A 22,884-nucleotide genomic window follows, 5' to 3' on the forward strand; every position below is an offset into this window, starting at 1 on the left:
GCCAACTGATGTGTTGGAAGCCACAGTTCCGGCTCAGATGTTGCTCAGATTGCACATGCGGTCACGGAGGGTTTTGAAGGGGATCGGAGTTGGATCTTCGCGCGCCAGGAACCACATCACCTGCAGTTCCGGGAGGGCCTGCCGCTGTGCGAGGTCCTGGCTGTGGAGTATGCGTGAGGACGCGGGAACATTCGACGAGGTCACAGTGTCGCCGCAGGCCAGAGGTGATGCCGGGTCAGGTTCGAGTCCGCCTCCGGGTGCGCCTTCCGATCCCCGTGTGGTCCATTGAGGAGCTCACGGCGTGCCCGTTGACAGCGGCCGCATACCGTCGGAGACTCACTGGGTCAATGGTGAAGAGAATTTCACCTGACGAACAAGTTGCCGCACGTACGCTGCGGTACAGACTCTGCCGAACAGGGCTCTGACGCACGGGCCCTGTCGACCGGATGAGAAGAGGTCGTCCGATGCGCACCACCGTCGGCATCATCGGAGCGGGGCCGGCCGGCCTCCTCCTCGCCCGGCTGCTCCACAACGCGGGCATCGACTCGGTCGTCCTGGAGAGTCACGACCGCGCCTACGTCGAGCGACGCCAGCGCGCCGGGATCCTGGAGCAGGGCACGGCGGACGTGCTGCGCGCGGCCGGCGCCGGGGAGCGCATGGACCGCGAGGGGCTGCGCCACGACGGCATCGAACTGCGTTTCGGGCGCCGGCGCCACCGCGTCGACTTCCCCGCCCTCACCGGCGGCCGGTCCGTGATGGTCTACGCCCAGACCGAGGTCTGCAAGGACCTCATCGCCCTGCAGCTCCGGGAGGGCGGCCCGCTGCTGTTCGAGGCGGAGGCCCTGGCCGTGGAGGACGCCGCGACCGACGCCCCGCGGATCCGCTTCCGGCACGAGGGCCGCGAGGACGTCCTGGAGTGCGCGTACGTCGTCGGCTGCGACGGCTTCTGGGGGGTGGCCCGCAAGGCGATTCCCACCGAGCTCACCCAAGTCTTCGAACGGACGTACCCTTTCGGCTGGCTCGGCATCCTCGCCGACGTGCCGCCCTCGCACGACGAGCTGGTCTACGCCCGCCACGACCGCGGCTTCGCCCTGCTGTCCATGCGCTCGCCGAGCGTCTCCCGCCTCTACCTCCAGGTGCCCGACGGCACGGACGCCGACCAGTGGAGCGACGAGGCGATCTGGGACGAGCTGGAGCGCCGCTTCGAGACCGCCGACGACTGGCGCCTCGCGCGCGGCCCGATCACCCAGAAGTCGGTCACGCCCATGCGCTCCTGGGTGCACGAGCCCATGCGCCACGGCCGCCTCTTCCTCGCCGGCGACGCCGCCCACATCGTGCCGCCCACCGGCGCGAAGGGCCTGAACCTCGCCGCCGGCGACGTCGTCACCTTCGCCCGGGCCCTGATCCACCGGCAGAGCACCGGATCCCCCGAACTCCTCGACGCCTACTCGCAGACCTGCCTGCGCCGGGTCTGGCAGGCAGAGCGGTTCTCCTACGACATGACGACCCTTCTGCACCGCGTCCCCGGCGCGACGCCCTTCGACGACCGCCTCCAGCTCGCCCGGCTGGACAGGATCGCCTCCTCCCGTGCCGCCGGGGCGGACCTCGCGGAGGGGTACACGGGCTTCCCGCTCGGGTGACGGTGAATGACCCCCTCCGGTCGGGGGAATCAGGGAGCGGCGTAGCGTGTTGCGCAGCACGATGAGGGAAAGATCCTCCCCAAGCAGTAGGGTCATTCCTTTGCCTACCTATTACTCTTGAGCCCAAGGTCACGCAGTGTTGGCCATGGAGGAGTGAAATGAGGAGCAGAAACCCGGTCTTCTCGCGACGGGGGTTCAGCCGCGACAACGGCTACGCGGGCTTCAACACCGCGCCGCAGGCCGGGGGTCCCGCTGTCGCCACCCAGGGCAACCCGTACGCGCAGCCGACGGGCGCCCCGTACGCGCAGAACCCGTACGCGCAGAACCCGTACGCCCAGCAGGACCTGCAGTACGGCGCGCCGCCGCAGGCCCCGGCCACCACCGGCCGGATGACCATCGACGACGTCGTCCTGCGCACGGCGAGCACGCTCGGTGTGCTCATCCTCACCGCGGCGCTCTCCTGGGCGCTGCTGCCGATCGACGACGCCAACATCGGCCGTAGCTACGGCATCGGTATCGGCGCCGCGCTGATCGGCATGGTCCTGGCGCTCGTGCAGTCCTTCAAGCGCAAGGCCTCGCCCGCGCTGATCCTGACGTACGCCGCGTTCGAGGGTGTGTTCCTCGGCGTCGTGTCCAACATCGTCGACAACCGCATCGCGGATGGCGCGGCCATGCAGGCCGTGATCGGCACGATGGCGGTCTTCGCCGGTGTGCTGATCGCCTACAAGGCCGGCTGGATCCGCGTCAACCGCCGCTTCTACGGCTTCGTGATGGCGGCCGCGCTCGGCTTCATCCTGCTGATGATGGTGAACCTGCTGTTCGCGGTGTTCGGCGGCGGTGACGGTCTCGGCTTCCGCAGCGGTCCCCTCGGTATCGTCTTCGGCGTCGTCGGCATCATCCTCGGTGCCTGCTTCCTCGCCCTGGACTTCAAGCAGGTCGAGGACGGCGTCGCCTACGGCGCCCCGCGCGAGGAGGCGTGGCTCGCGGCCTTCGGCCTGACGCTGACGCTGGTGTGGATCTACCTGGAGTTCCTGAGGCTCATCTCGATCCTCAACAGCAGCGACTAGTCTCCGACCTGTCGTACGCGAAGGGCCCCGGCTTCGGCCGGGGCCCTTCGCGTTGTCCAGACGGTCCGTCCAGACGGCTTGTCCAGACGGTTCGTTCCGGCAGTTCGTTCGGACGGTCTCGTCGTCGAGACGGTGCGCGCCTAGAGCAGTTTGCGCGCGGCCCTCCTCAGGTCGTACTCGTGGATGATCGCCTTGGCGTGACCGTACGCCAGGTTGTGTTCGTGCCGGAGCCAGCTGACCTTTTCCTCGAAGCGGAAGAGGGCCGGCCCTTCGTCGACGGTGCGAAGCCAGTCGGAGATCTCACGACCGGTGCAGTGGGGGATGCGGGCGAGCAGGTTGCGATGGGTCTCTTCGGAGAAGACTTGGGACATCGGCGCCTCCGGATGCTGGGATGTAAGCCGGTCCTTCAGGTCACCGTGCCTGAGTGTTCGCCCGTTGGCAACAGTCCCGGTGCGACGCGTACGCTCGCGGCGTGGTTGATACGACGCCTCTGACCCGTGCGGTGGATCACTTCGCCGATCGTTTGAGGGCTGCGCCCCAGAGCCGGTTGCAGCGGGGCGCTGCCGCCGAGGCTCTCGGGCTGGCCCGGGAGTTGGCCCGGTGGGCGCAGGAGTTGGAGGAGCCGGGCGCGGAGCCCCGGGAGATGCCGGACGCGGGGATGTTCGCGGCGGCGGATCAGATCACTGTCGCCGTGCATGATCTGGCGGTGGTGATTCCCAGTGACGCCGACGTCGACGACGCGGTCCGGTTGGTGGAGGAGGCGCAGAAGCGGGCGGGGGTCTAGGGCCTGTTACGAAAGGGGCGTCTGCCGCGCGACGCCCGGCACGCCCTCTCGCCGCACCGTCCGAAAGCCCGAGTACGCCCAGTACGAGGGCTTCCGCACGGCACTCCCCCCCAAGCTCTTCGAGCAGGGGGTACCCCCAGAGCACGCACCGGACGCCGCGCGGCCGCCCCTTCGGGCGACGACGCCACTTTCGCAACAGGCCCTGGCGCCGTTCGCGGGTGCGGGTGGTTCGTGGCGGTCGGGCCGCGCGGCGGAGCCGCACATCGACGCGGCCTCGCGCCCCTTGTGGGGCGCTGCGCTACAGGGACGCGATGACCCGGTCGGCCAGGATGTAGACGTTCTCCTTGCCGCACTCGAACGTCAGGGTGTAGGCGCCCGAGATGCCGGAGCCGCCCAGGAGGACGGGGATGTCTCCCGCGCGCAGGGCCGCGGCGAGGTGCTCCGCCGTCTCCCGGTGGCCCGGGGTCATGCACAGGGTCGTGCCGTCGGCGAAGACGTAGACGTCGAGGGTGCCCAGGGGACCCGGGCGGACGTCCGTCAGTTCGACGCGGGAGGCGGCCAGCTCCTCCAGTGCGGCGACCGTGCGCTCGTGGTCGTTCACGACCGGCGACGGGTTCGGCACGAAGTCCGGGTGGGACGGGTGACGGCGGCGGGCGGCGGCCAGCTCCGCCGACTCGCCCGCGGGCTCCTCGGTGTCCGCGCCGGGCTCGGACACCGGCTCCAGACCCGCGAAATCGGCCTGCCGGGGCAGGAACAGATCGGTGTCGGGCAGGCCCAGCAGGGACGGCGCGTCGGAGGCGTCACGGGCCTCCTGGGCGGCCCAGAAGGCGCGCGCCTCGGCGAGCTCCCGCTCCCGCTCCTCGGCGAGTGCCGCCGCCACGGCGGCCCGTATCTCGTCGGTGTCGGCAGCGGTGCGGGCGGCGGGCAGCAGTGCGCGGGTGGCGGCGGCGCGGTTCTCGGCCAGCGCGGTGTGCAGGGCCGCGACCTGGCGGCGCAGCTGCAGGACGGTGCGCAGGACGGCGACGCCCACGGCGCCCGTGGCGGCCGTGGTGACCAGCAACGCGATCGGCATGGCGCTCACTGACGTACTCCCGGTTCAAAGTCGACCCCCGACTTCCTACATCAGCTTGAAGGGCGGACTGACCAGCTGTCAGTGCGTAACGTCACGAAACGGACAGGGCTTCAGTCTCGGGGGAGGGGGTGGGGCTGCTGTGACCAGGGCTTCTCCTCTCGGGGAGGGAGATAGGTCACATCCTGGGGGAGATTGGATCACAAAACAGCCCAGAACCCCGGGGGTTCCGGGGTTCTGGGCCCAAGCCTCACCGTGCGTGCTATGGCGGCTACGGTGGGGCGCTCAGCTGAGGCGCTCGATGACCATGGCCATGCCCTGGCCGCCGCCGACGCACATCGTCTCCAGGCCGAACTGCTTGTCGTGGAACTGGAGCGAGTTGATGAGCGTGGTGGTGATGCGGGCGCCGGTCATGCCGAAGGGGTGGCCGACGGCGATGGCGCCGCCGTTGACGTTCAGCTTCTCCAGCGGGATGTTCAGCTCGCGGTAGGAGGGGATGACCTGGGCGGCGAACGCCTCGTTGATCTCGACGAGGTCGATGTCGTCGATGCTCAGCCCGGCCCGCCGCAGGGCCTGCCGGCTCGCCTCCACCGGGCCGAGGCCCATGATCTCGGGGGAGAGGCCGGAGACGCCGGTCGAGACGATCCGGGCGAGCGGGGTGAGGCCCAGCTCGCGGGCCTTGGTGTCGGACATGATCACCAGGGCCGCGGCGCCGTCGTTCAGCGGGCAGCAGTTGGCTGCGGTGACCATGCCGTCGGGGCGGAAGACGGGCTTGAGGCCCTGTACGCCCTCCAGGGTGACGCCGGCGCGGGGGCCGTCGTCCGTGGAGACGACCGTGCCGTCGGGGAGGGTCACCGGGGTGATCTCGCGCTCCCAGAAGCCGTTCTTGATGGCCTCTTCGGCGAGGTTCTGCGAGCGGACGCCGAACTCGTCCATGTCCTGGCGGGTGACGCCCTTGGCGCGGGCCAGGTTCTCGGCGGTCTGGCCCATCGCGATGTACGGGTCGGGCAGCAGGCCGTCCTCGCGCGGGTCGTGCCAGGTCGAGCCCTCGGACTGGGCGGTGGCGACGGTGCGGGCCTCGGCGTCGGCGAAGAGCGGGTTGTGCGTGTCGGGCAGGCCGTCGGAGCTGCCCTTGGCGTAGCGGGAGACCGTCTCCACACCCGCGGAGATGAAGACGTCGCCCTCGCCCGCCTTGATGGCGTGCAGGGCCATGCGGGAGGTCTGCAGCGAGGAGGAGCAGTACCGGGTGATGGTGCAGCCCGGCAGGTGGTCCATGCCCATCTGCACGGCGACGATGCGGCCGAGGTTGTGGCCCTGCTCGCCGCCGGGCAGGCCGCAGCCGAGCATCAGGTCGTCGATGTCCTTCGGGTCCAGCTCGGGGACCTTGGCCAGGGCGGCCTGGACGATCGCGGCGGTCAGGTCGTCCGGGCGGAGGTCCTTGAGGGAGCCCTTGACGGCGCGGCCGATGGGGGAGCGGGCGGCTGAGACGATCACGGCTTCGGGCATCACGGCTCCATTGACGTACCGGGTGGTCGGGCGGGCTGACTGGGAAGTTACCCGTACGTATGGCCTGGGTCACGGGTGTCGAGGTGTGACCCTGACCGCAGTTTCCAAGCGCTTGCTTTTTCGCCTCCCTCAGTTGGAGGGCGCGGCGGGGGCCGGTTCCTGCTCGGGCACCCGCCGGCGCCGCCGGCGCTTGAGCAGGGCCCACGGGCCGCGCGGGCCGGACGGCATGGCCGCCGCGACCTCCGTGCCCGCCTCCGAGGCGGCCTCCGCCGCCGCCCGGGCCACCGGCAGGAAGCCCTCGCGGCGGGAGGAGTCCGGCCGCTCCTCCTCGGCCGGCCACAGGCCGAGACAGGCGCAGACGGTCGGCAGGAGCGCCATAGCCGCGGTCGCGTAGCCCTCGGCGGAGGGGTGGTAGTTGTCCGGGCCGAACAGCTCGCGCGGGTTCGCGGCGAACTCGGGGCCCAGCAGGTCCCCCAGGGACACGGTGCGGCCGCCCTGTTCGACCACTCCGATCGTCTGGGCGGCCGCCAGCTGGCGGGAGGCCCGTCGGGCCAGCCAGCGCAAGGGCTGCCGGACCGGCTCGATCGTGCCCAGGTCCGGGCAGGTGCCCACGACGACCTCGGCACCGGCCGTACGCAGCCGGCGCACCGCCGAGGACAGGTAGCGGACCGAGCGGGTCGGGGGCATGCGGTGGGTGACGTCGTTCGCGCCGACCATGATCACGCACACGTCGGGTGCGGGGCCGGGATCGGCAAGCACCAGGGCCACCTGGCGGTCCAGGTCGTCCGAACGGGCCCCCGGGGTCGCCACCGTGCACAGCTCGACCGGGCGCTCCGCCAGCGCCGCGAGGCCCGACGCGAGAAGCGCTCCCGGCGTCTGCCCGGCCCGGTGCACCCCCTGACCGGCTGCCGTGGAGTCACCCAGCATCGTCAGCCGCAGCGGCGCCTGTGCGGGGACGGCGTACGTACGGCCGTACAGCCCGTCCGTGTGCGGCACATGCGGCGACGTGCCGTTCCCCACCCGGCGCCGCGCCAGCCGCACCTCCGCCAGCACCAGTCCCACGGTGGCCGCCCAGGCCAGACCGATCCCGCCGCCGCCGTAAGCCGCGCCGGCCGCGATCCGCCGGGCCACCCTCGCCCTCGACATGCTCGTCATGCGTCGCCGCCACCTCCTCGAACCCGTACACCCAGTGCTTGCCCCGTACAGCCCGTCGCCCAATCTCAACGGGGAGTGAACGACCGTCACGGACCACCGGCAGGCCATAGGCTGGCGGCACCACTAGGACCACTTCTTTGCGGCATCCGGAGACAACGGTGCATTTCCACGACTCGATGATCAGCCTCGTCGGCAACACCCCGCTGGTGAGGCTCAACAGCGTGACCAAGGGCATCAGGGCGACCGTCCTGGCCAAGGTGGAGTACTTCAACCCCGGCGGTTCCGTGAAGGACCGCATCGCCCTGCGCATGATCGAGGCGGCGGAGGAGAGCGGCGCGCTCGAGCCCGGTGGCACGATCGTCGAGCCGACCAGCGGCAACACCGGGGTCGGGCTCGCCATAGTGGCCCAGCAGAAGGGCTACAAGTGCATTTTCGTGTGCCCCGACAAGGTGAGCACCGACAAGATCAACGTGCTGCGCGCGTACGGCGCCGAGGTCGTCGTGTGCCCGACGGCCGTCGACCCCGAGCACCCGGACTCGTACTACAACGTCTCCGACCGGCTGGTCCGTGAGACGCCGGGGGCCTGGAAGCCCGACCAGTACTCCAACCCCCACAACCCGCTCTCCCACTACCACTCCACCGGCCCCGAGCTGTGGGAGCAGACGGAGGGGAAGATCACCCACTTCGTGGCGGGTGTGGGCACCGGCGGGACCATCTCCGGCACCGGGCGCTATCTGAAGGAGGTCAGCGACGGCAAGGTGAAGGTCGTCGGCGCCGACCCCGAGGGCTCCGTCTACTCCGGCGGCTCCGGACGGCCGTACCTCGTCGAAGGTGTCGGTGAGGACTTCTGGCCGACCGCCTACGACCGCACCGTCGCGGACGAGATCGTCGCCGTGTCCGACAAGGACTCCTTCCAGATGACCCGCCGCCTGGCCAAGGAGGAGGGCCTGCTGGTGGGCGGCTCCTGCGGCATGGCGGTCGTCGCCGCGCTCGAGGTCGCCGAGCGGCTCGGCCCGGACGACGTCGTGGTGGTCCTGCTGCCGGACAGCGGCCGCGGCTACCTCAGCAAGATCTTCAACGACGAGTGGATGGCCGACTACGGCTTCCTGGAGGACGCCGGGCCCAGCGCCCGCGTCGGCGACGTCCTGAACGACAAGGAGGGCGACCGCATGCCCTCCCTCGTCCACATGCACCCCGAGGAGACGGTCGGCCAGGCCATCGACGTGCTGCGCGAGTACGGCGTCTCCCAGATGCCGGTCGTCAAGCCGGGCGCCGGGCACCCCGACGTGATGGCCGCCGAGGTCGTCGGCTCGGTGGTGGAACGCGAGCTGCTGGACGCGCTGTTCAGCAAGAGCGCCTCGCTGGACGACCCGCTGGAGAAGCACATGTCCGGCCCGCTGCCCCAGGTCGGCTCCGGCGAACCCGTCGCCGACCTGATGGCCGTCCTCGGCAAGGCGGACGCGGCGATCGTCCTCGTCGAGGGCAAGCCGACCGGGGTGGTCAGCCGGCAGGACCTGCTGTCCTTCCTCGCCCGCACCGGGAAGTGACGGCCAACATCCGGTGAACTCCCCGTGAACCGGGTGAACTTGAGGTGCCCGTCGATCTTCGCGGACTTCGCGGAAGTGGTACGCGGGTGTCACGTTCGCGCAGCACCCGCTTAACACGAGTGCTGCACATTGGTGGGTGTCGGCAGGGCGATGGGGGTACCTCCCAGGCGTTGAGCACTGGGGGAGGCTCCCCGCCCCGGCCGGCGGCGAACGGCGTCGAAGGACCTCCGGAGCGGCTCCCGGACCTCCACGGACGCCACGGACGCGAAGCCCGGCCTGCCCGGCCCGCGTCCTTCGCGGGGACCGCCGTCGTCCCGCCCCCCGTTCACGGGGGTGCGGCGGTCCCCGCGCACTTCTCTCACGGGCGCGGGCTCTTCCCGGGCTGCCGGCCCGCGTGCTCTTCCTGACGGGCCTCATGCTTACGGACCATCAGCCCGCGCGGCTCGTCGCCCAGCCTCCCCGGCGGCGCCACCCGCTCCGCCGGGCTGAAGACCGAGGGCTCAGTCCTCCCAGTCGCTGTCCCGGGAGGACTTGCGGCGCCCGAACAGGCCCGGGTTGGTGCGGGCGGCCTGGGCGATGTTGACACCGACGATGCCGACCCAGGCGACCATCAGGCCGGGCAGATGCGCGATGCCCCCGCCGATCGCGGACAGCGGCACCGCGAGGACGAGGGAGACGATCCCGAAGCCGAAGCGCTCGCCCCAGGAGTCCGTGGCCCCCGGCGACCGGGATTCCCGGGCTGTCTGCATCTGCCGCTCGGCGAGCTGCCGGCGCACCCGGCGCTCCACCGCTCCGTCGATCCGCTGGTCGACCTTCTCCAGGAACGAGTCCACCAGCGCGGACTCGTACTCCTCGCCCAGTTCCCCGCGCGCGTGCAGGGCGGCGTCGAGTTCCTTCTTCAGCTCGGTGTCCCGCGCGTCCATTCCGGTCATGTCCCCCACGGTAGAAAGCGGTGGCACGGGCCGCACTGGGGTTAGCCCCCCATTCGGAGCGGGGGCTGGCGGGGCAGGGGGCCGGTGGGAGACGCCGCCGAAAGGGAGAGCTGACAAGGCGCCCGCTCCGGCCCCCATGACGCGGCAGCCCTTGCTCTGTTCACCGCTCGGCGGACCGCCTCAGGCTCTTGATCTTCTCGAACGGGAAGGCACTCACGCTCACCACGGCCAGGCCGTAGAGGGCGAGGACCACAAGTCCCCAGGTGCCGACCGCTCGGCCACCGCCGCTCATGATGACCGTGCCGATCGGTACCAACGGGGCGAAGCTGAGCACCGCGGCCCCGGTGCACCAGAAGGCCACCAGGTCATTCGCCTGTTTCCTCAGCCCGGGGTCGGACTTCACCTCCGCAGGGACCTCGTACCCGTCGGAACGGTCACAGACCTTGCCCCGGTAACCGGTGCGTGCGGCCAGTGAACTGGCCACGCCCAGCAGGAGGAAACAACCGAAGATGAAGATGTAGGCCATGGATGCCCCAGGATTCGCGCGGTGCCGAGCAACTTCAGCGGATGCACTTGATGATGAAGGCGATCACCTCTCCTACCTCGGATACTCCTACGGCACCTACCTCGGCGCCGTCTACACGCAGATGTTCCCCCAGTGCACCGACCGCTTCGTGCTGGACAGCGCCGTCGACCCCGCCCGGGTCTGGCGCGGGATGATCCAGGTCTGGGCGGAGGGGACCGAGCCCGCCTTCACCCGATGGACCGAGTGGACCGCCGCGCGGCACGCCACCTACAAGCTGGGCCGGACTCCCGAGGCGGTCCGCAAGGCCTTCCACGGCCTGGTCGCACGGGCCGACCGCAAACCGATCGACCTCGACGGCACGCGGCTCACCGGTGACGACATCCGCCACGGCCTCCGGGGCACGTTCTTCAGCCCGCGCGACGCCGCCGAAGCGGTCGCCGAGTTGAAGAAGGCCGCCACCGGGGCCCGTCCGTCCGCCGGCCGGGAGCTCAGGACGCCCGAGCCCCTTCCGCCGTCCTTCGGCCGGGCCGTGCCCGAGGACAACGGCGACGCCGGCTTCTGGGCCGTCGTCTGCGCCGACACCCGCGCCTGGCCGCGCGATCCCGGGCAGTACCGCAAGGACGCGATCCGGGACAAGGCCAGGTACCCGCTGTACGGCGACTTCGCCTCCCACATCAAGCCGTGCGCCTTCTGGAAGAAGAACGGCAGCGAGCCCGCCACCAGGATCGGCAACAAGGTCCGTGCGCTGATCCTCCAGAACGAGTGGGATCCCCGGACGCCGCTGACCAGCGGCCAGGGCCTGCGCCGCGCCATGAAGGGCTCGAAGATGGTCACGGTCGCCGGAGGTGCCGGACACGGCACCTACGGCACCAAGTCGTGCGCCGACAAGACGGCCACCACCTACCTGACCACCGGCAAGCTCCCCACGAAGGACCTGACCTGCGAGGCCGCTCCGGCCGCAGACGAACACCACGCCCCCGACCGGCTGCCGCTCCCGACACCCCCGGGCATTCCGGGGATGGCCAGCCGCTTCTGATCGCCAGGAGCCCCTGGGGGCCATCCGCCCGCGGAAGGCCCCCAACCGGGCATGCCGGCCCGCCGCTCCCAGCGGTGGGCCTCCGGCCCCGCTCCGCTTGCCGGTCTGCATATGCTCATGCAGAATCCTCAGCTACTGAATAGGCGAGGGGGAGCACGTCATGAGCGTGACCGACAGCCCTGCCGCGCGGCTGCAGGCGCTCTTCGAGGGCCACCGGCTGACGCCGACCCAGCGGCGCATCGCGCACAGCATGGTGCGGCGCGCCGCCGACGTGCCGTTCCTGTCGAGCGTGGAGCTCGCCGAACTGGCCGGGGTCAGCCAGCCGTCCGTGACCCGCTTCGCCGTCGCCCTCGGATTCGACGGCTACCCCGCCCTGCGCCGTCACCTGCGGGAGGTCGCCCCCGCCGAGCCCGCCGCGCAGGCCGCGGCCCACAACGAGTACCAGCAGGCCGTCGAGGCCGAGATCGAGAACCTGCGGCACCTGGCGGAGGCGCTGGCCGACCCGGGGCCCGTGCTGCGCGCGGGGCGCATCCTCGCGGCCTCCCGGCCGCTCCCCGTCCTCGGACTGCGGGCGGCGGCCGCCCAGGCGCACGGCTTCGCCTACTTCGCCGCCAAGGTCCACCCCGACGTACGGCTGCTCGGCGAGGGCGGCACGATGCTCCACGACCGCATCGACGCCGCCGTCCGGGCCGGCGCGACCGCACTGCTCTGCTTCGCACTGCCCCGGCACCCCCGCGAGGTCCTCGACACCCTCGTCTACGCCAAGGAGGAGGCCGGGCTGACCGTCGTCACGGTCGCCGACTCCGCCTTCGCACCCGTCGCCAAGGTGTCCGACCTGCTGCTCCCCGCCGCCGTCGGCACCGGCCTCGCCTTCGACACGGCCTGCGCCCCGATGCTGCTCGGCCGGGTCCTGCTGGAAGCGATGTGCGACGACCTGCCCGAGGCCCAGTCCCGCCTGGAGGAGTTCGACGCGAAGGCGGCAGCGAGGGGCCTCTTCGTCGACTGACGGCACGCTCGGCGGATTCTCAGACTCTTCTCACGTTGCGTCGCTAGCGTGCTTCTCCTACAACACCTTTCAGACGCTTCGGGTAGGAGACGGAGGCTGAACGTGACACGAGGAGCACAGGGACTGGCCCGGGTGGCCGTCGTGGTACGGGCGGGGGCCGCCCCGCTGTGGTGGCTGGGGGTGCTCGCGGCCGGTATCGGCCTGCTGACACCGGGACTGACCGGACGCCGTATCGGCGTCCTGGCCGGGGCGGCTCTGTTCGTCCTGGCGGCGGCGGTGGTGGCCTACGGCCGCCGCAAGCGCTACGTCACCCTGGCCGCCTCCGCGACCCGCGCCGGCAGGCACGACATCCTGCAGGACCGCGCGGTGTCGGTACGCAACTGGCGCCGGGGCCACCGCTGGTGGCTGCTGTTCGCCTTCCTCGCCGCCCTGGGCACCGCCTTCGCGGTACCGGCGGCGGGAGGCATGCTCCTGGCGGGTTGCGGAGCGGGACTGTGGCTGAAGGCGGCGTGGCTGGGCCGCGTCGAGCGGGCCGGCGAGGTGCTGTTGTGGGTCCGGGTCGACTGGCTGCGCGCGGGCGCGGGCAGCCCGGCCGGCAAGCCGGTCAAGTCCTACCGCAGCACGGGCATCGAGGCGGGTGACGCGACCCCGGGCGGCGCCCGGAAGAAGACACCGGCACTCGTCTGACCGGGCCAGTGCGGCCTGTTCGGGGGCACGGGGCAGGAGTTACGGGGTACGAGGTGCTGCGCGGCCGGCCACAACGGTCGCGCACTCCCGGTGTCCCTGCGAAGCCTCGGTGATGACGCACAGCCTCGGTGGCCGCCGAAGCCTTACGGCGATGGCGCGCGGTCTCGGTCCCCCCCCGAGGCCCCACGGTGACCCTGCGCAGCCCTGGTGGCCGAAGCCCTTACGGCGATGCCGTGCAGCCCCGGTGCCCCCGAGCCCCACGACGACGATGCGCAGCCCCGGGGGCCCTCAAGCCCTACGGCGCTTCCGTCAGCGCGTCCACCTGTCCCCCGCCGGACTCGGCGACCACCTCCTCCACGGTCTGCGCCCGCCGCACCACCGCGAACCGGCCATCCGGCCAGAACCCGTAAACCCCGGGCCGCACCAGCGAGTTGTACCCGTAGTGGTGTGCGAAGTAATACGCCCCCGTGTCCAGCGCCGCCGCGTAGTCCCCCTGCTCCAGCAACGGCATGGACCGCCCCTCGGCCAGCAGGTCCCCCGCGAAGCAGGCCGGCCCGGCGACGTCCTGCACCACCAGGGGCCCGTCCTTCACCCGCCCCTTCGCGTCATACGGGGCGATCCTGAGCGGCCAGCTCCCCGGCGCGTACACCGTCCGCGTGGCCACCTGCACCCCGGCATGTGTCACCGCGACCGCCCGCCCGCCGGACACCTTCGCGTACTCGACCCGCGCCACCACCGTCCCGTGCTTCGCCAGCAGGGACCGCCCGAACTCGGTGACCAGCCCGTACCGCCCGTCGAACAACCCCGGCACGGCCTCCGCCAGCATCCGCGCGTACTGCGCGTACGTCGGGGTCGTCGCGTCCGACGCGAAGTTCACCGGCAGCCCGCCGCCGATGTCGAGTGTGTCGACCTGCCGCCGCCCGGCCCGCCGGTTGATCTCCTCGGCCAGCGCGTACGCCTCCGCCACGCCCCGCACCATCAGGGACAGCGGGATCCCCTGGGACCCGGTGTGCGTGTGCAGCCGGGTCAGCCACGGCCGGTCGAGATACGCCTGGACGACCCACTCACGGGCGCCCTCGTCCCGTAGCGCCACGCCGAACTTCGAGGTCGCCGTCGCCGTCGACAACGCCTCGATGGTGCCCCCGCCGACCTGCGGATTCACCCTGATTCCGAGGGGGGAGCGGTGGCCGCCGTCCCTCCGCACCAGGCCGTCGAGGCGCGCCAGCTCCTGCGGGTTGTCCGCGTTGACGGCGATGCCCGAGGCCAGCGCCTCCCGCAGCTCGGCCGGCGTCTTCGCGGGCGAGTCGAGCACCGTGCTGTCCGGCGGCATTCCCGCCGACCGGGCCAGGGCCAGCTCGCCCGGGCTCGCGACCTCCGCGCCGATGCCCTCCTCGCGCAGCAGCCGCAGCACCGGTACCAGCGGGGTCGCCTTCACCGCGAAGGCGTGCAGCACGGGCGTGCCCGGTGCCACCACCGCGTCGAACGCCGTCCGCAACTCCGCCGCCGACTCCTGGACACCTGTGACGTCCAGCAGCCCGAGGATGGGGCTGCCGGGCCCCAGCAGTCCCTGTTCCACGGCGGCCCGCACCGCCTCGTCCCGCCGGGCCGCCCGCCCCGCACCGGAGCCGCCCGCCTCTTCCGCCTCGATGTGTGCGCCCATGCATCCAGCCAAACATCCACGGCACGGCCGCGCCGACCCCCCGCCGTATTGACTAGCCCTATTCAGGAGTCCAGGATGTGAATGGATGCAGCAACATCCGCCGGGAGACCCCACCAGGAGGCAGACCATGTCAGGACCCCGCCCTGTCCGAGCGCCGCGCGGCACGGAACCGAGCGCCCTGGGATGGCAGCAGGAAGCCGCCCTGCGGATGCTGCAGAACAACCTCGACCCGGAGGTCGCCGAGCACCCCGACAAGCTCGTCGTCTACGGCGGCACCGGCAAGGCCGCACGCGACTGGCGCTCCTTCGACGCGATGGTGCGCACGCTCAAGGGCCTGAAGCAGGACGAGACCATGCTGGTCCAGTCCGGACGCCCGGTCGGCGTGATGCAGACCCACGAGTGGGCCCCGCGCGTCCTCATCGCCAACTCCAACCTCGTCGGCGACTGGGCCACCTGGGAGGAGTTCCGCCGGCTCGAACAGCTGGGCCTGACCATGTACGGCCAGATGACTGCCGGCTCCTGGATCTACATCGGCACCCAGGGCATCCTCCAGGGCACCTACGAGACCTTCGCCGCCGTCGCCGCGAAGAAGTTCGGCGGAACGCTGGCGGGCACGATCACCCTCACCGCGGGTCTCGGCGGCATGGGCGGGGCCCAGCCGCTCGCCGTGACGATGAACGACGGTGTGGCGATCTGCGTCGACTGCGACCCGCGGGCGATCGAGCGGCGCATCGAGCACCGGTACCTGGACGTGAGGGCAGACAGCCTGGACCACGCGCTCCAGCTGGCGACCGAGGCGCGCGACGCCCGCCGCCCCCTGTCCATCGGCGTCCTGGGCAACGCGGCCGAGCTGGTCCCGCAGCTCCTCGCCATGGGCGCCCCGATCGACATCGTCACCGACCAGACCTCGGCCCACGACCCGCTGGCCTACCTGCCGCTCGGCGTGGACTTCGACGACATGGCCTCCTACGCCGCCAAGGACCCGGCCGGCTTCACCACCCGTGCCCGCGAGTCCATGGCCCGGCACGTCGAGGCGATGGTCGGCTTCATGGACGCCGGCGCCGAGGTCTTCGACTACGGCAACTCCATCCGCGGCGAGGCCCGACTCGCCGGGTACGACCGGGCCTTCGCCTTCCCCGGCTTCGTCCCCGCGTACATCCGCCCGCTGTTCTGCGAGGGCAAGGGCCCGTTCCGCTGGGCCGCCCTGTCCGGTGAGGCCTCCGACATCGCCAGGACGGACAAGGCGATCCTCGACCTCTTCCCCGAGAACGAGTCCCTCGCCCGCTGGATCCGCCTGGCCGGGGAGCGGGTCCGTTTCCAGGGGCTGCCCGCGCGCATCTGCTGGCTCGGGTACGGGGAGCGGGACAAGGCCGGTGAGCGGTTCAACGACATGGTCGCGAGCGGGGAGCTGGCCGCGCCGGTCGTCATCGGCCGCGACCACCTCGACTGCGGGTCCGTGGCGTCGCCCTACCGGGAGACCGAGGCGATGCTGGACGGGTCCGACGCCATCGCCGACTGGCCGCTGCTGAACGCCATGGTGAACGTGGCCTCCGGGGCGTCCTGGGTGTCGATCCACCACGGCGGCGGGGTCGGGATGGGACGGTCCCTCCACGCCGGGCAGGTGACGGTCGCCGACGGGACGAAACTCGCCGGGGAGAAGATCCGCCGGGTCCTCACCAACGACCCCGGCATGGGTGTCATCCGGCACGTCGACGCCGGGTACGACATCGCGGAGTCGGTGGCGGGGGAGCGGGGCGTGCGGGTGCCGATGCGCGAGGGTGACCCGGCGTGACCCGGGACGGCATCTCCCCGGTCGGGACCGGTACGTCGTCGCCGCCCGCTGGTGCGGCTGCGCCCACCGGTGACTCCTTCCACCGGATGTGGCGCGAACTGCTCCCCATCGGCCGCCACGCCGCCTCCGGCGGATACCGCCGATTCGCCTGGACCGGGCCCGACGGCGAATGCCGGGCCTGGTTCGAGGGCCAGGCCCGGGCACGCGGGCTCGGCTACGAAGTCGACCGGAACGGGAACCAGTGGGCCTGGCTCGGGGACCCGGCCCGGGGCGACGCCGTCGTCACCGGGTCGCATCTGGACTCCGTGCCGGACGGCGGGGCCTTCGACGGGCCCCTCGGAGTCGTGTCCGCCTTCGCCGCGCTGGACGAGCTGCGGAGCAGGGGCGTGCGCTTCGCCCGGCCCCTCGGCATCGTGAACTTCGGGGACGAGGAGGGCGCCCGGTTCGGGCTCGCCTGTGTCGGCTCCCGGCTCACCGCCGGGCAGCTCACCCGGGAGCAGGCGCACCGGCTCACCGACGGCGACGGCGTGCCGCTGCCCCGGGCGATGGCAGCCGCCGGACACGACCCGGACGCCATCGGGCCCGACCCCGAACGACTGGCCCGCATCGGCGCCTTCGTCGAACTGCACGTCGAACAGGGCCGGGCCCTGGACCTGTCCGGTGACCGGGTCGGCATCGCCAGCGCGATCTGGCCGCACGGCCGGTGGCGCTTCGACTTCGGGGGCGAGGCCAACCACGCCGGCACCACCCGGCTCGCCGACCGGCGCGACCCCATGCTGTCCTACGCCGAGACCGTCCTCGCCGCCCGCCGCGAAGCCGAACTCGCCGGAGCCGTCGCCACCTTCGGCAAGATCGCCGTGGAGCCGAACGGCGTCAACGCCATCCCCTCCATGGTGCGCGGCTGGCTCGACTCGCGCGCCGCCGACCAGGAGAGCCTGGACGCCGTGGTCGCCGGTGTCGAAACGGCGGCCGGGGAGTACGCCGCCGCCCACGGTGTCGACCTCACCGTGGTCCGCGAGTCGTTCACCCCCGTCGTCGAGTTCGACCACGCCCTGCGCGACGAACTCGCCCGCATCCTCGACCGGGACACCGGCCTCACCGTCCCCGTCCTCGGCACCGGCGCCGGACACGACGCCGGGATCCTCTCCGGGAGCGTCCCGACCGCCATGCTGTTCGTGCGCAACCCCACCGGCGTCTCCCACTCCCCGGCCGAGTTCGCGGCCGAGGACGACTGCGTGGCCGGGGTACTCGCACTCGCCGACGTACTGGAAGGACTGGCCCGCACGTGACACAGACGTACTGGCTGGAGCACGCCTGGCTCGGCACCATCTACCCAGGTCACGGCTCCGCTCGGGCAGGGGGGACCGTCATCGAGCCCGGCGTGGCCCTCGACGTCCGGGACGGCCGCATCGCCGCCGTCCGCCCGGACACCGCCACCCCGCCCCCCGGCGCCGAGATCCTGCGCGGGCTCACCCTCCCCGGCCTCGCCAACGCCCACAGCCACGCCTTCCACCGGGCCCTGCGCGGCACCGTCCAGGTCGGCTCCGGCACCTTCTGGACCTGGCGCGAGGTCATGTACGCCACGGCCGCCCGGCTCACCCCGGACAGCTACCACGCCCTCGCCCGCGCCGTGTACGCCGAGATGGCCCTGGCCGGCATCACGGCCGTCGGCGAGTTCCACTACGTCCACCACGCCCCCGGCGGCACCCCCTACGCCGACCCCAACGCGATGGGCGAAGCGCTGATCGCGGCCGCCGCCGAAGCCGGGATCCGCATCACCCTCCTCGACACCGCCTACCTCTCCGCCGGCTTCGGGCAGCCCCCCACCGCCCAGCAGCTCCGCTTCTCCGACGGCACGGCGGACGCCTGGGCCGAACGCTGTTCAGTTCTCAAGGAACGGGATCACGCGCGGATCGGGGCGGCCGTCCACTCCGTACGGGCCGTGCCCGCCGGCCAGCTGGCGACCGTCGCGCGGTGGGCCGAGGAGCGCCGGGCCCCGCTGCATGTGCACCTGTCCGAGCAGACCGCCGAGAACGACGCCTGCCGGGAAGCCCACGGGTGCACCCCGGCCCGGCTGCTCGCCGAGCACGGCGTGCTCGGGCCGCGCACCACCGGCGTCCACAACACGCACCTCACCGACGAGGACATCGCCCTGCTCGGCACCTCCGGCACCGGCACCTGCATGTGCCCCACCACCGAGCGCGACCTGGCCGACGGCATCGGGCCCGCCGCCGCCCTTCAGCAGGCGGGCTCGCCGCTGTCCCTCGGCTCCGACAGCCACGCCGTGATCGACCTGCTCGAAGAGGCGCGGGCCATGGAGCTGAACGAGCGGCTGCGCACCCGCACCCGAGGTCACTGGACGGCGGCGGCCCTCCTGCGGGCGGCCTCGGCCGACGGCCACGCGGCCCTCGGCTGGGCGGACGCGGGCGCCCTGGAGCCCGGGGCGCTCGCCGACTTCACGACCATCGCCCTCGACTCGGTCAGGACGGCAGGGCCGCTTCCGCGGTTCGGGGCCGAGACGGCCGTATTCGCCGCGTCGGCAGCAGACGTGTCGCATACGGTCGTGGGAGGCCGGCACGTCGTACGGGACGGGGCGCACTCACTCGTACCGGATGTGCCGCGAGCCCTCGCGGACGCCGTCGAAGCCCTGCGCGGATGACCCCGGGCCGCCCCTCCGGGCGGTCGGCTCCCGCCCCCCACCCCACCGCCGACCAGGCCAGCAAGGACGCCATGAGCAACGCGACGACCGTCAGCCCCGCCCACTCCGCGAGCACCGCAAGCACGCTCATCACCAACATCGCCGCCCTGGTCACCAACGACCCCTCCCTCGGTGACGGTTCCCCCCTCGGACTGATCCAGGACGCGGCCGTCGTCATCGAAGGCGACCGCATCGCGTGGACCGGTGATCACAGGAAAGCACCCGCCACTGACAATCGGGTCGACGCCGGCGGCCGGGCCGCCCTCCCCGGCTTCGTCGACTCCCACTCGCATCTCGTCTTCGCGGGCGACCGGACACAGGAGTTCAACGCCCGGATGTCGGGGCGGCCGTACAGCGCGGGTGGCATCCGCACGACCGTCGCGGCCACCCGGGCGGCGAGCGACCGGGAACTCGAAGCCAACCTCACCCGTTACCTCGCCGAAGCCCTCCGCCAGGGCACCACCACCTTCGAGACGAAGTCCGGCTACGGCCTGACCGTCGAGGACGAGGCCCGGGCCCTGCGCATCGCCGCCGCCCACACCGACGAAGTCACCTACCTCGGCGCCCACATCGTGTCCCCGGACTACGCGGAGGACCCGGCCGGCTACGTCGCCCTGGTCACCGGCGAGATGCTCGACGCCTGCGCCCCGCACGCCCGCTGGATCGATGTCTTCTGCGAGAAGGGCGCCTTCGACGGCGACCAGGCCCGCGCGATCCTCACCGCCGGCAAGGCACGCGGCCTGCACCCCCGTATCCACGCCAACCAGCTCTCGTACGGCCCGGGCGTGCGGCTCGCCGTCGAGCTCGACGCGGCCAGCGCCGACCACTGCACCCACCTGACGGAGGAGGACGTCGACGCCCTCGCGAACAGCCGCACGGTCGCCACCCTCCTGCCCGGCGCCGAGTTCTCCACCCGCGCCGAGTGGCCGAACGCCCGCCGCCTCCTCGACGCGGGCGTCACCGTGGCCCTCTCCACCGACTGCAACCCGGGCTCGTCCTTCACCTCGTCCGTCCCGTTCTGTATCGCGCTCGCCGTACGGGACATGGGGATGACCCCGGACGAGGCCGTCTGGTCGGCCACGGCGGGCGGCGCCGCGGCCCTGCGGCGCACCGACATCGGCCGCCTCACCCCGGGCGCGTACGCCGACCTGACGCTCCTCGACGCCCCGAGCCACGTCCACCTGGCCTACCGGCCGGGCGTCCCGCTGGTCACCGGAGTGTGGCGGCGCGGCGAGCGGGTGCTCTGACCGACGAAGACACACGAAGGTTGTGGACGATTTCCATACCGTGTTCATAACGACCGGACAACAAACCGGAGTTGACGGCCTGCCACATCAACTTGCTTCGTACATAACGGACTTGACCCCCCCTCGTGGCGCGACGGAAGATCGCGCCAGTCGCTCCGCGCGCACCCTGACCACGCGCCGGCCGCATGCGACGAGGGGGGTTGTCTTCGGCATGGCCCCCGACGGGGGGTGCCGTTCCATGCGCGGACGCGTCGGTGTGAGCAGTGCACGCGCCCACGACGACAGCGCTTTCCTCCCCGCCTCACGTTCCGGACGACAGGAGGAAGCCCATGGCAGACGAGATGGTGCAGCGCGCCCAGAGATTCATCAACACCACGTACAACAACGGCGCCACGCTGGGCATATCCAAGCTGGACGAGAACGGCCGTACCGGCTGGCCCGTGATGTACGCGCTGACCCGGGCGCTCCAGTACGAGATGGGCATCACCGCGCTGTCCAACTCCTTCGGCCCGACCACCCTCGGGAAGCTGGGGGAGCTCTACGGCAAGCTCGACGAGACGACCATTCCGTCGGCCAACTTCTGCCGCATCATCCAGTCCGCCCTGTACTGCAAGGGCTACGACGGCGGCGAGATCGACGGCAAGTACAACGACCGGGTCAAGGCCGCGGTCGTGAAGCTGCACCAGAACATGGGTGTGTCCGGCGTCTACCCGGGCAGCTCCCTGTGGCCGAAGGTGGTCAAGGGCCTGTTCAACATGGACGCCTACGTCACCGTCAACAACGGTTCGGGCACCATCCGTTCCATCCAGCAGTGGCTGAACGGCAAGTACATCCTGCGCAAGGACTTCTACGTCATCCCCTGCGACGGCCACCACTCACGCGACGTCGCCAAGTCGATGCTGTTCGCGATCCAGTACGAGCTGGGCATGGCGGACGGCGTCGCCAACGGCGTCTTCGGGCCCGGTACGCAGTCCGGTCTGAAGTCCCACACCGTCTCGCTGGGGACCACCGGCGTCTGGGCGCAGCTGTTCACCGCGGCCATGATCCTCAACAAACGGAATGTCCCCTTCGGTAGCTTCACCGCCACGGTGCAGTCCGGTGTTCAGACCTTCCAGTCCTTCAGCAAGCTGCCGGTCACCGGCAAGGGTGACTTCCAGACCTGGGCCTCGCTGCTCGTCTCCTACGGCGACCAGTCCCGCAAGGGCACGGCCTGCGACGGCGTCACAAAGATCACGCCCGCGCGGGCGCAGGCCCTGAAGGCCGCCGGCTACAAGTACATCGGCCGCTACCTCTTCAACCCCTCCGCGACAAGCCTGCCGGAGAAGCAGATCCAGCCGGGGGAGCTGGCCACCATCAAGGAATACGGGCTGAGCTGCTTCCCGATCTTCCAGACGTGGAGCCGGTCCGCGGACTACTTCAGCTACAACCAGGGCACCGCCGACGCGTTCCGCGCGATCGAGTGGGCCGAGTACCACGGCTTCAAGCCCGGCACCATCATCTACTTCGCGGTCGACTACGACGCCATGGACGGCGAGGTCACGGACTACATCATCCCGCACTTCCGCGGGATCATGCGCACGATCGGCGAGAATTCCGCCTACGGCATCGGCGTCTACGGCCCGCGCAACGTCTGCCAGCGCGTCGCCGACGCAGGGTACGCGGCGACGAGCTTCGTCTCCGACATGTCCAGCGGCTTCTCCGGCAACCTCGGCTATCCGCTGCCCACCAACTGGGCGTTCGACCAGATCTCCACGATCAAGGTCGGCTCGGGCGCCGGCCTGATCGAGATCGACAACAACATCGCGTCCGGGCGGGACTTCGGCCAGAGCGACTTCAACCCCGGGGCCGAACTCGGCGGGCTGGACACGGACCTGGACAAGGCGGCGTATCGGGACCCCCTGCTCAAGGACGTGCAGACGTACTTGACCTCGATCGGTGTGCCAGAGACCGGTGGCGAGGGCTGGGAGGCCGACGACGACTGGGCGACGCTCGGTGGCATCTCCACTACCAAGGCCCTCGACCTGGTGCTGAGCGCGGACTGGCTGTTCACCTCGCTGGCGCGGCAGCTCAAGCTCCGCAAGGCCCTCATCCAGGCGCCCGTGCTGTGGGAACTGCGTAAGCTCAACCCCTTCGACATGGCCGCCGTGGAGGCCGTCAAGGCGGGGCTGGACGACGACTGCAGCACCGGCTGGGGGCAGATCCACGCCTGGGTGACGATCGACGCTCGCAACTACTGCCGGGAGCAGGGCATCATCAACGGCGCGCCGCTCACCGACGCCGACATCCCGACGGTCTGGAAGCAGCTCAACGACGACGAGACGTACAACATCCGCTCGGTCGCCTACCTGACCATCTACAACGCCTACCAGCTCGGCGCACCTCGACCGAACCTCACGACCAGCCTGCCCCAGACCCAGGCGCTGCTGGCCCGGTACAACGGCACCGGGGGCGATGCCGCGAAGTATGGCCGTGAGCTGATTGGCCTGTACAACGTGCTGGAGAACTACAACATGCTGTCGCGCGGCTAGAGAG

18 protein-coding genes and 1 pseudogene are annotated in these 22,884 nt (G+C 71.3%); 12 read left to right on the forward strand and 7 right to left on the reverse strand.

Going from position 1 to position 22,884, the window contains the following annotated elements; translation table 11 throughout:
- Window positions 1–464: 464 nt before the first annotated feature.
- Window positions 465–1,640: a 4-hydroxybenzoate 3-monooxygenase gene (locus ACZ5TL_RS18080; protein WP_468590805.1), complete on the forward strand. Its 1,176-nt coding sequence runs from the start codon at window positions 465–467 to the stop codon at window positions 1,638–1,640.
- Between the two features lie 158 nt (window positions 1,641–1,798).
- Complete coding sequence (locus ACZ5TL_RS18085; protein WP_468590806.1) at window positions 1,799–2,707, forward strand: Bax inhibitor-1/YccA family protein; 909 nt, start codon at window positions 1,799–1,801, stop codon at window positions 2,705–2,707.
- Window positions 2,708–2,847: 140 nt separating this feature from the next.
- Here ACZ5TL_RS18085 and ACZ5TL_RS18090 read toward each other — a convergent pair whose 3' ends face one another.
- Window positions 2,848–3,078, reverse strand: a complete 231-nt coding sequence (locus ACZ5TL_RS18090) for a DUF4287 domain-containing protein (RefSeq protein WP_030242638.1) — start codon at window positions 3,076–3,078, stop codon at window positions 2,848–2,850.
- 101 nt (window positions 3,079–3,179) lie between these two features.
- Here ACZ5TL_RS18090 and ACZ5TL_RS18095 point away from each other — a divergent pair, with 101 nt between their 5' ends.
- Window positions 3,180–3,491, forward strand: a complete 312-nt coding sequence (locus tag ACZ5TL_RS18095; RefSeq protein ID WP_468590808.1) for a hypothetical protein — start codon at window positions 3,180–3,182, stop codon at window positions 3,489–3,491.
- A 298-nt stretch (window positions 3,492–3,789) separates the two neighbouring features.
- On the opposite strand, the gene ACZ5TL_RS18100 is transcribed toward ACZ5TL_RS18095, so the two are convergent.
- From ACZ5TL_RS18100 to ACZ5TL_RS18110, 3 genes are all read right to left on the reverse strand, one after another.
- Window positions 3,790–4,572 (reverse strand): hypothetical protein, encoded by a 783-nt coding sequence (locus ACZ5TL_RS18100; RefSeq protein ID WP_468590809.1) that lies wholly within the window; start codon window positions 4,570–4,572, stop codon window positions 3,790–3,792.
- Window positions 4,573–4,845: 273 nt separating this feature from the next.
- Complete coding sequence (locus ACZ5TL_RS18105) at window positions 4,846–6,066, reverse strand: acetyl-CoA C-acetyltransferase (RefSeq protein WP_468590810.1); 1,221 nt, start codon at window positions 6,064–6,066, stop codon at window positions 4,846–4,848.
- Window positions 6,067–6,195: 129 nt separating this feature from the next.
- Complete coding sequence (locus tag ACZ5TL_RS18110) at window positions 6,196–7,221, reverse strand: SGNH/GDSL hydrolase family protein (RefSeq protein WP_468590811.1); 1,026 nt, start codon at window positions 7,219–7,221, stop codon at window positions 6,196–6,198.
- A 158-nt stretch (window positions 7,222–7,379) separates the two neighbouring features.
- On the opposite strand from ACZ5TL_RS18110, the gene ACZ5TL_RS18115 reads away from it, so the two are divergent.
- Entirely contained in the window at window positions 7,380–8,768 is a 1,389-nt protein-coding gene (locus ACZ5TL_RS18115) for a cystathionine beta-synthase (RefSeq protein WP_468590812.1), read from the forward strand.
- 500 nt (window positions 8,769–9,268) lie between these two features.
- On the opposite strand, the gene ACZ5TL_RS18120 is transcribed toward ACZ5TL_RS18115, so the two are convergent.
- Window positions 9,269–9,700, reverse strand: a complete 432-nt coding sequence (locus tag ACZ5TL_RS18120) for a hypothetical protein (protein ID WP_468590814.1) — start codon at window positions 9,698–9,700, stop codon at window positions 9,269–9,271.
- Window positions 9,701–9,860: 160 nt separating this feature from the next.
- On the reverse strand, window positions 9,861–10,226 hold the full coding sequence (locus tag ACZ5TL_RS18125; protein WP_468590816.1) for a hypothetical protein: 366 nt from the start codon (window positions 10,224–10,226) through the stop codon (window positions 9,861–9,863).
- A gap of 67 nt (window positions 10,227–10,293) precedes the next feature.
- Between ACZ5TL_RS18125 and ACZ5TL_RS18130 the strand changes: the two are divergent.
- The 3 genes and pseudogenes from ACZ5TL_RS18130 to ACZ5TL_RS18140 all read left to right on the forward strand — a co-directional run.
- Window positions 10,294–11,262, forward strand: a pseudogene (locus ACZ5TL_RS18130) (alpha/beta hydrolase); the annotation flags it as partial.
- A gap of 160 nt (window positions 11,263–11,422) precedes the next feature.
- Window positions 11,423–12,268, forward strand: a complete 846-nt coding sequence (locus ACZ5TL_RS18135; protein WP_468590818.1) for a MurR/RpiR family transcriptional regulator — start codon at window positions 11,423–11,425, stop codon at window positions 12,266–12,268.
- A gap of 102 nt (window positions 12,269–12,370) precedes the next feature.
- Window positions 12,371–12,955, forward strand: a complete 585-nt coding sequence (locus tag ACZ5TL_RS18140; protein ID WP_468590819.1) for a hypothetical protein — start codon at window positions 12,371–12,373, stop codon at window positions 12,953–12,955.
- Between the two features lie 295 nt (window positions 12,956–13,250).
- Here ACZ5TL_RS18140 and ACZ5TL_RS18145 read toward each other — a convergent pair whose 3' ends face one another.
- Entirely contained in the window at window positions 13,251–14,615 is a 1,365-nt protein-coding gene (locus ACZ5TL_RS18145) for a type III PLP-dependent enzyme domain-containing protein (RefSeq protein WP_468590821.1), read from the reverse strand.
- 127 nt (window positions 14,616–14,742) lie between these two features.
- On the opposite strand from ACZ5TL_RS18145, the gene hutU reads away from it, so the two are divergent.
- The 5 genes from hutU (at window position 14,743) to ACZ5TL_RS18170 (ending at window position 22,880) form a co-directional block, all read left to right on the forward strand.
- Window positions 14,743–16,407, forward strand: coding sequence for a urocanate hydratase (gene hutU / locus ACZ5TL_RS18150; RefSeq protein WP_468590823.1), 1,665 nt, complete (start codon window positions 14,743–14,745; stop codon window positions 16,405–16,407).
- A gap of 86 nt (window positions 16,408–16,493) precedes the next feature.
- Complete coding sequence (locus ACZ5TL_RS18155) at window positions 16,494–17,696, forward strand: allantoate amidohydrolase (protein ID WP_468590923.1); 1,203 nt, start codon at window positions 16,494–16,496, stop codon at window positions 17,694–17,696.
- Window positions 17,693–19,066, forward strand: a complete 1,374-nt coding sequence (locus tag ACZ5TL_RS18160) for a formimidoylglutamate deiminase (protein ID WP_468590825.1) — start codon at window positions 17,693–17,695, stop codon at window positions 19,064–19,066. The genes ACZ5TL_RS18155 and ACZ5TL_RS18160 overlap by 4 nt, the downstream gene beginning before the upstream one ends.
- Complete coding sequence (gene hutI / locus ACZ5TL_RS18165; protein ID WP_468590826.1) at window positions 19,063–20,352, forward strand: imidazolonepropionase; 1,290 nt, start codon at window positions 19,063–19,065, stop codon at window positions 20,350–20,352. Before ACZ5TL_RS18160 ends, hutI begins: the two co-directional genes overlap by 4 nt.
- Before the next feature lie 329 nt (window positions 20,353–20,681).
- On the forward strand, window positions 20,682–22,880 hold the full coding sequence (locus ACZ5TL_RS18170) for a glycoside hydrolase domain-containing protein (protein ID WP_468590827.1): 2,199 nt from the start codon (window positions 20,682–20,684) through the stop codon (window positions 22,878–22,880).
- Window positions 22,881–22,884 lie beyond the last annotated feature (4 nt).

It is taken from the genome of Streptomyces sp. NPDC033136, from assembly GCF_055578235.1.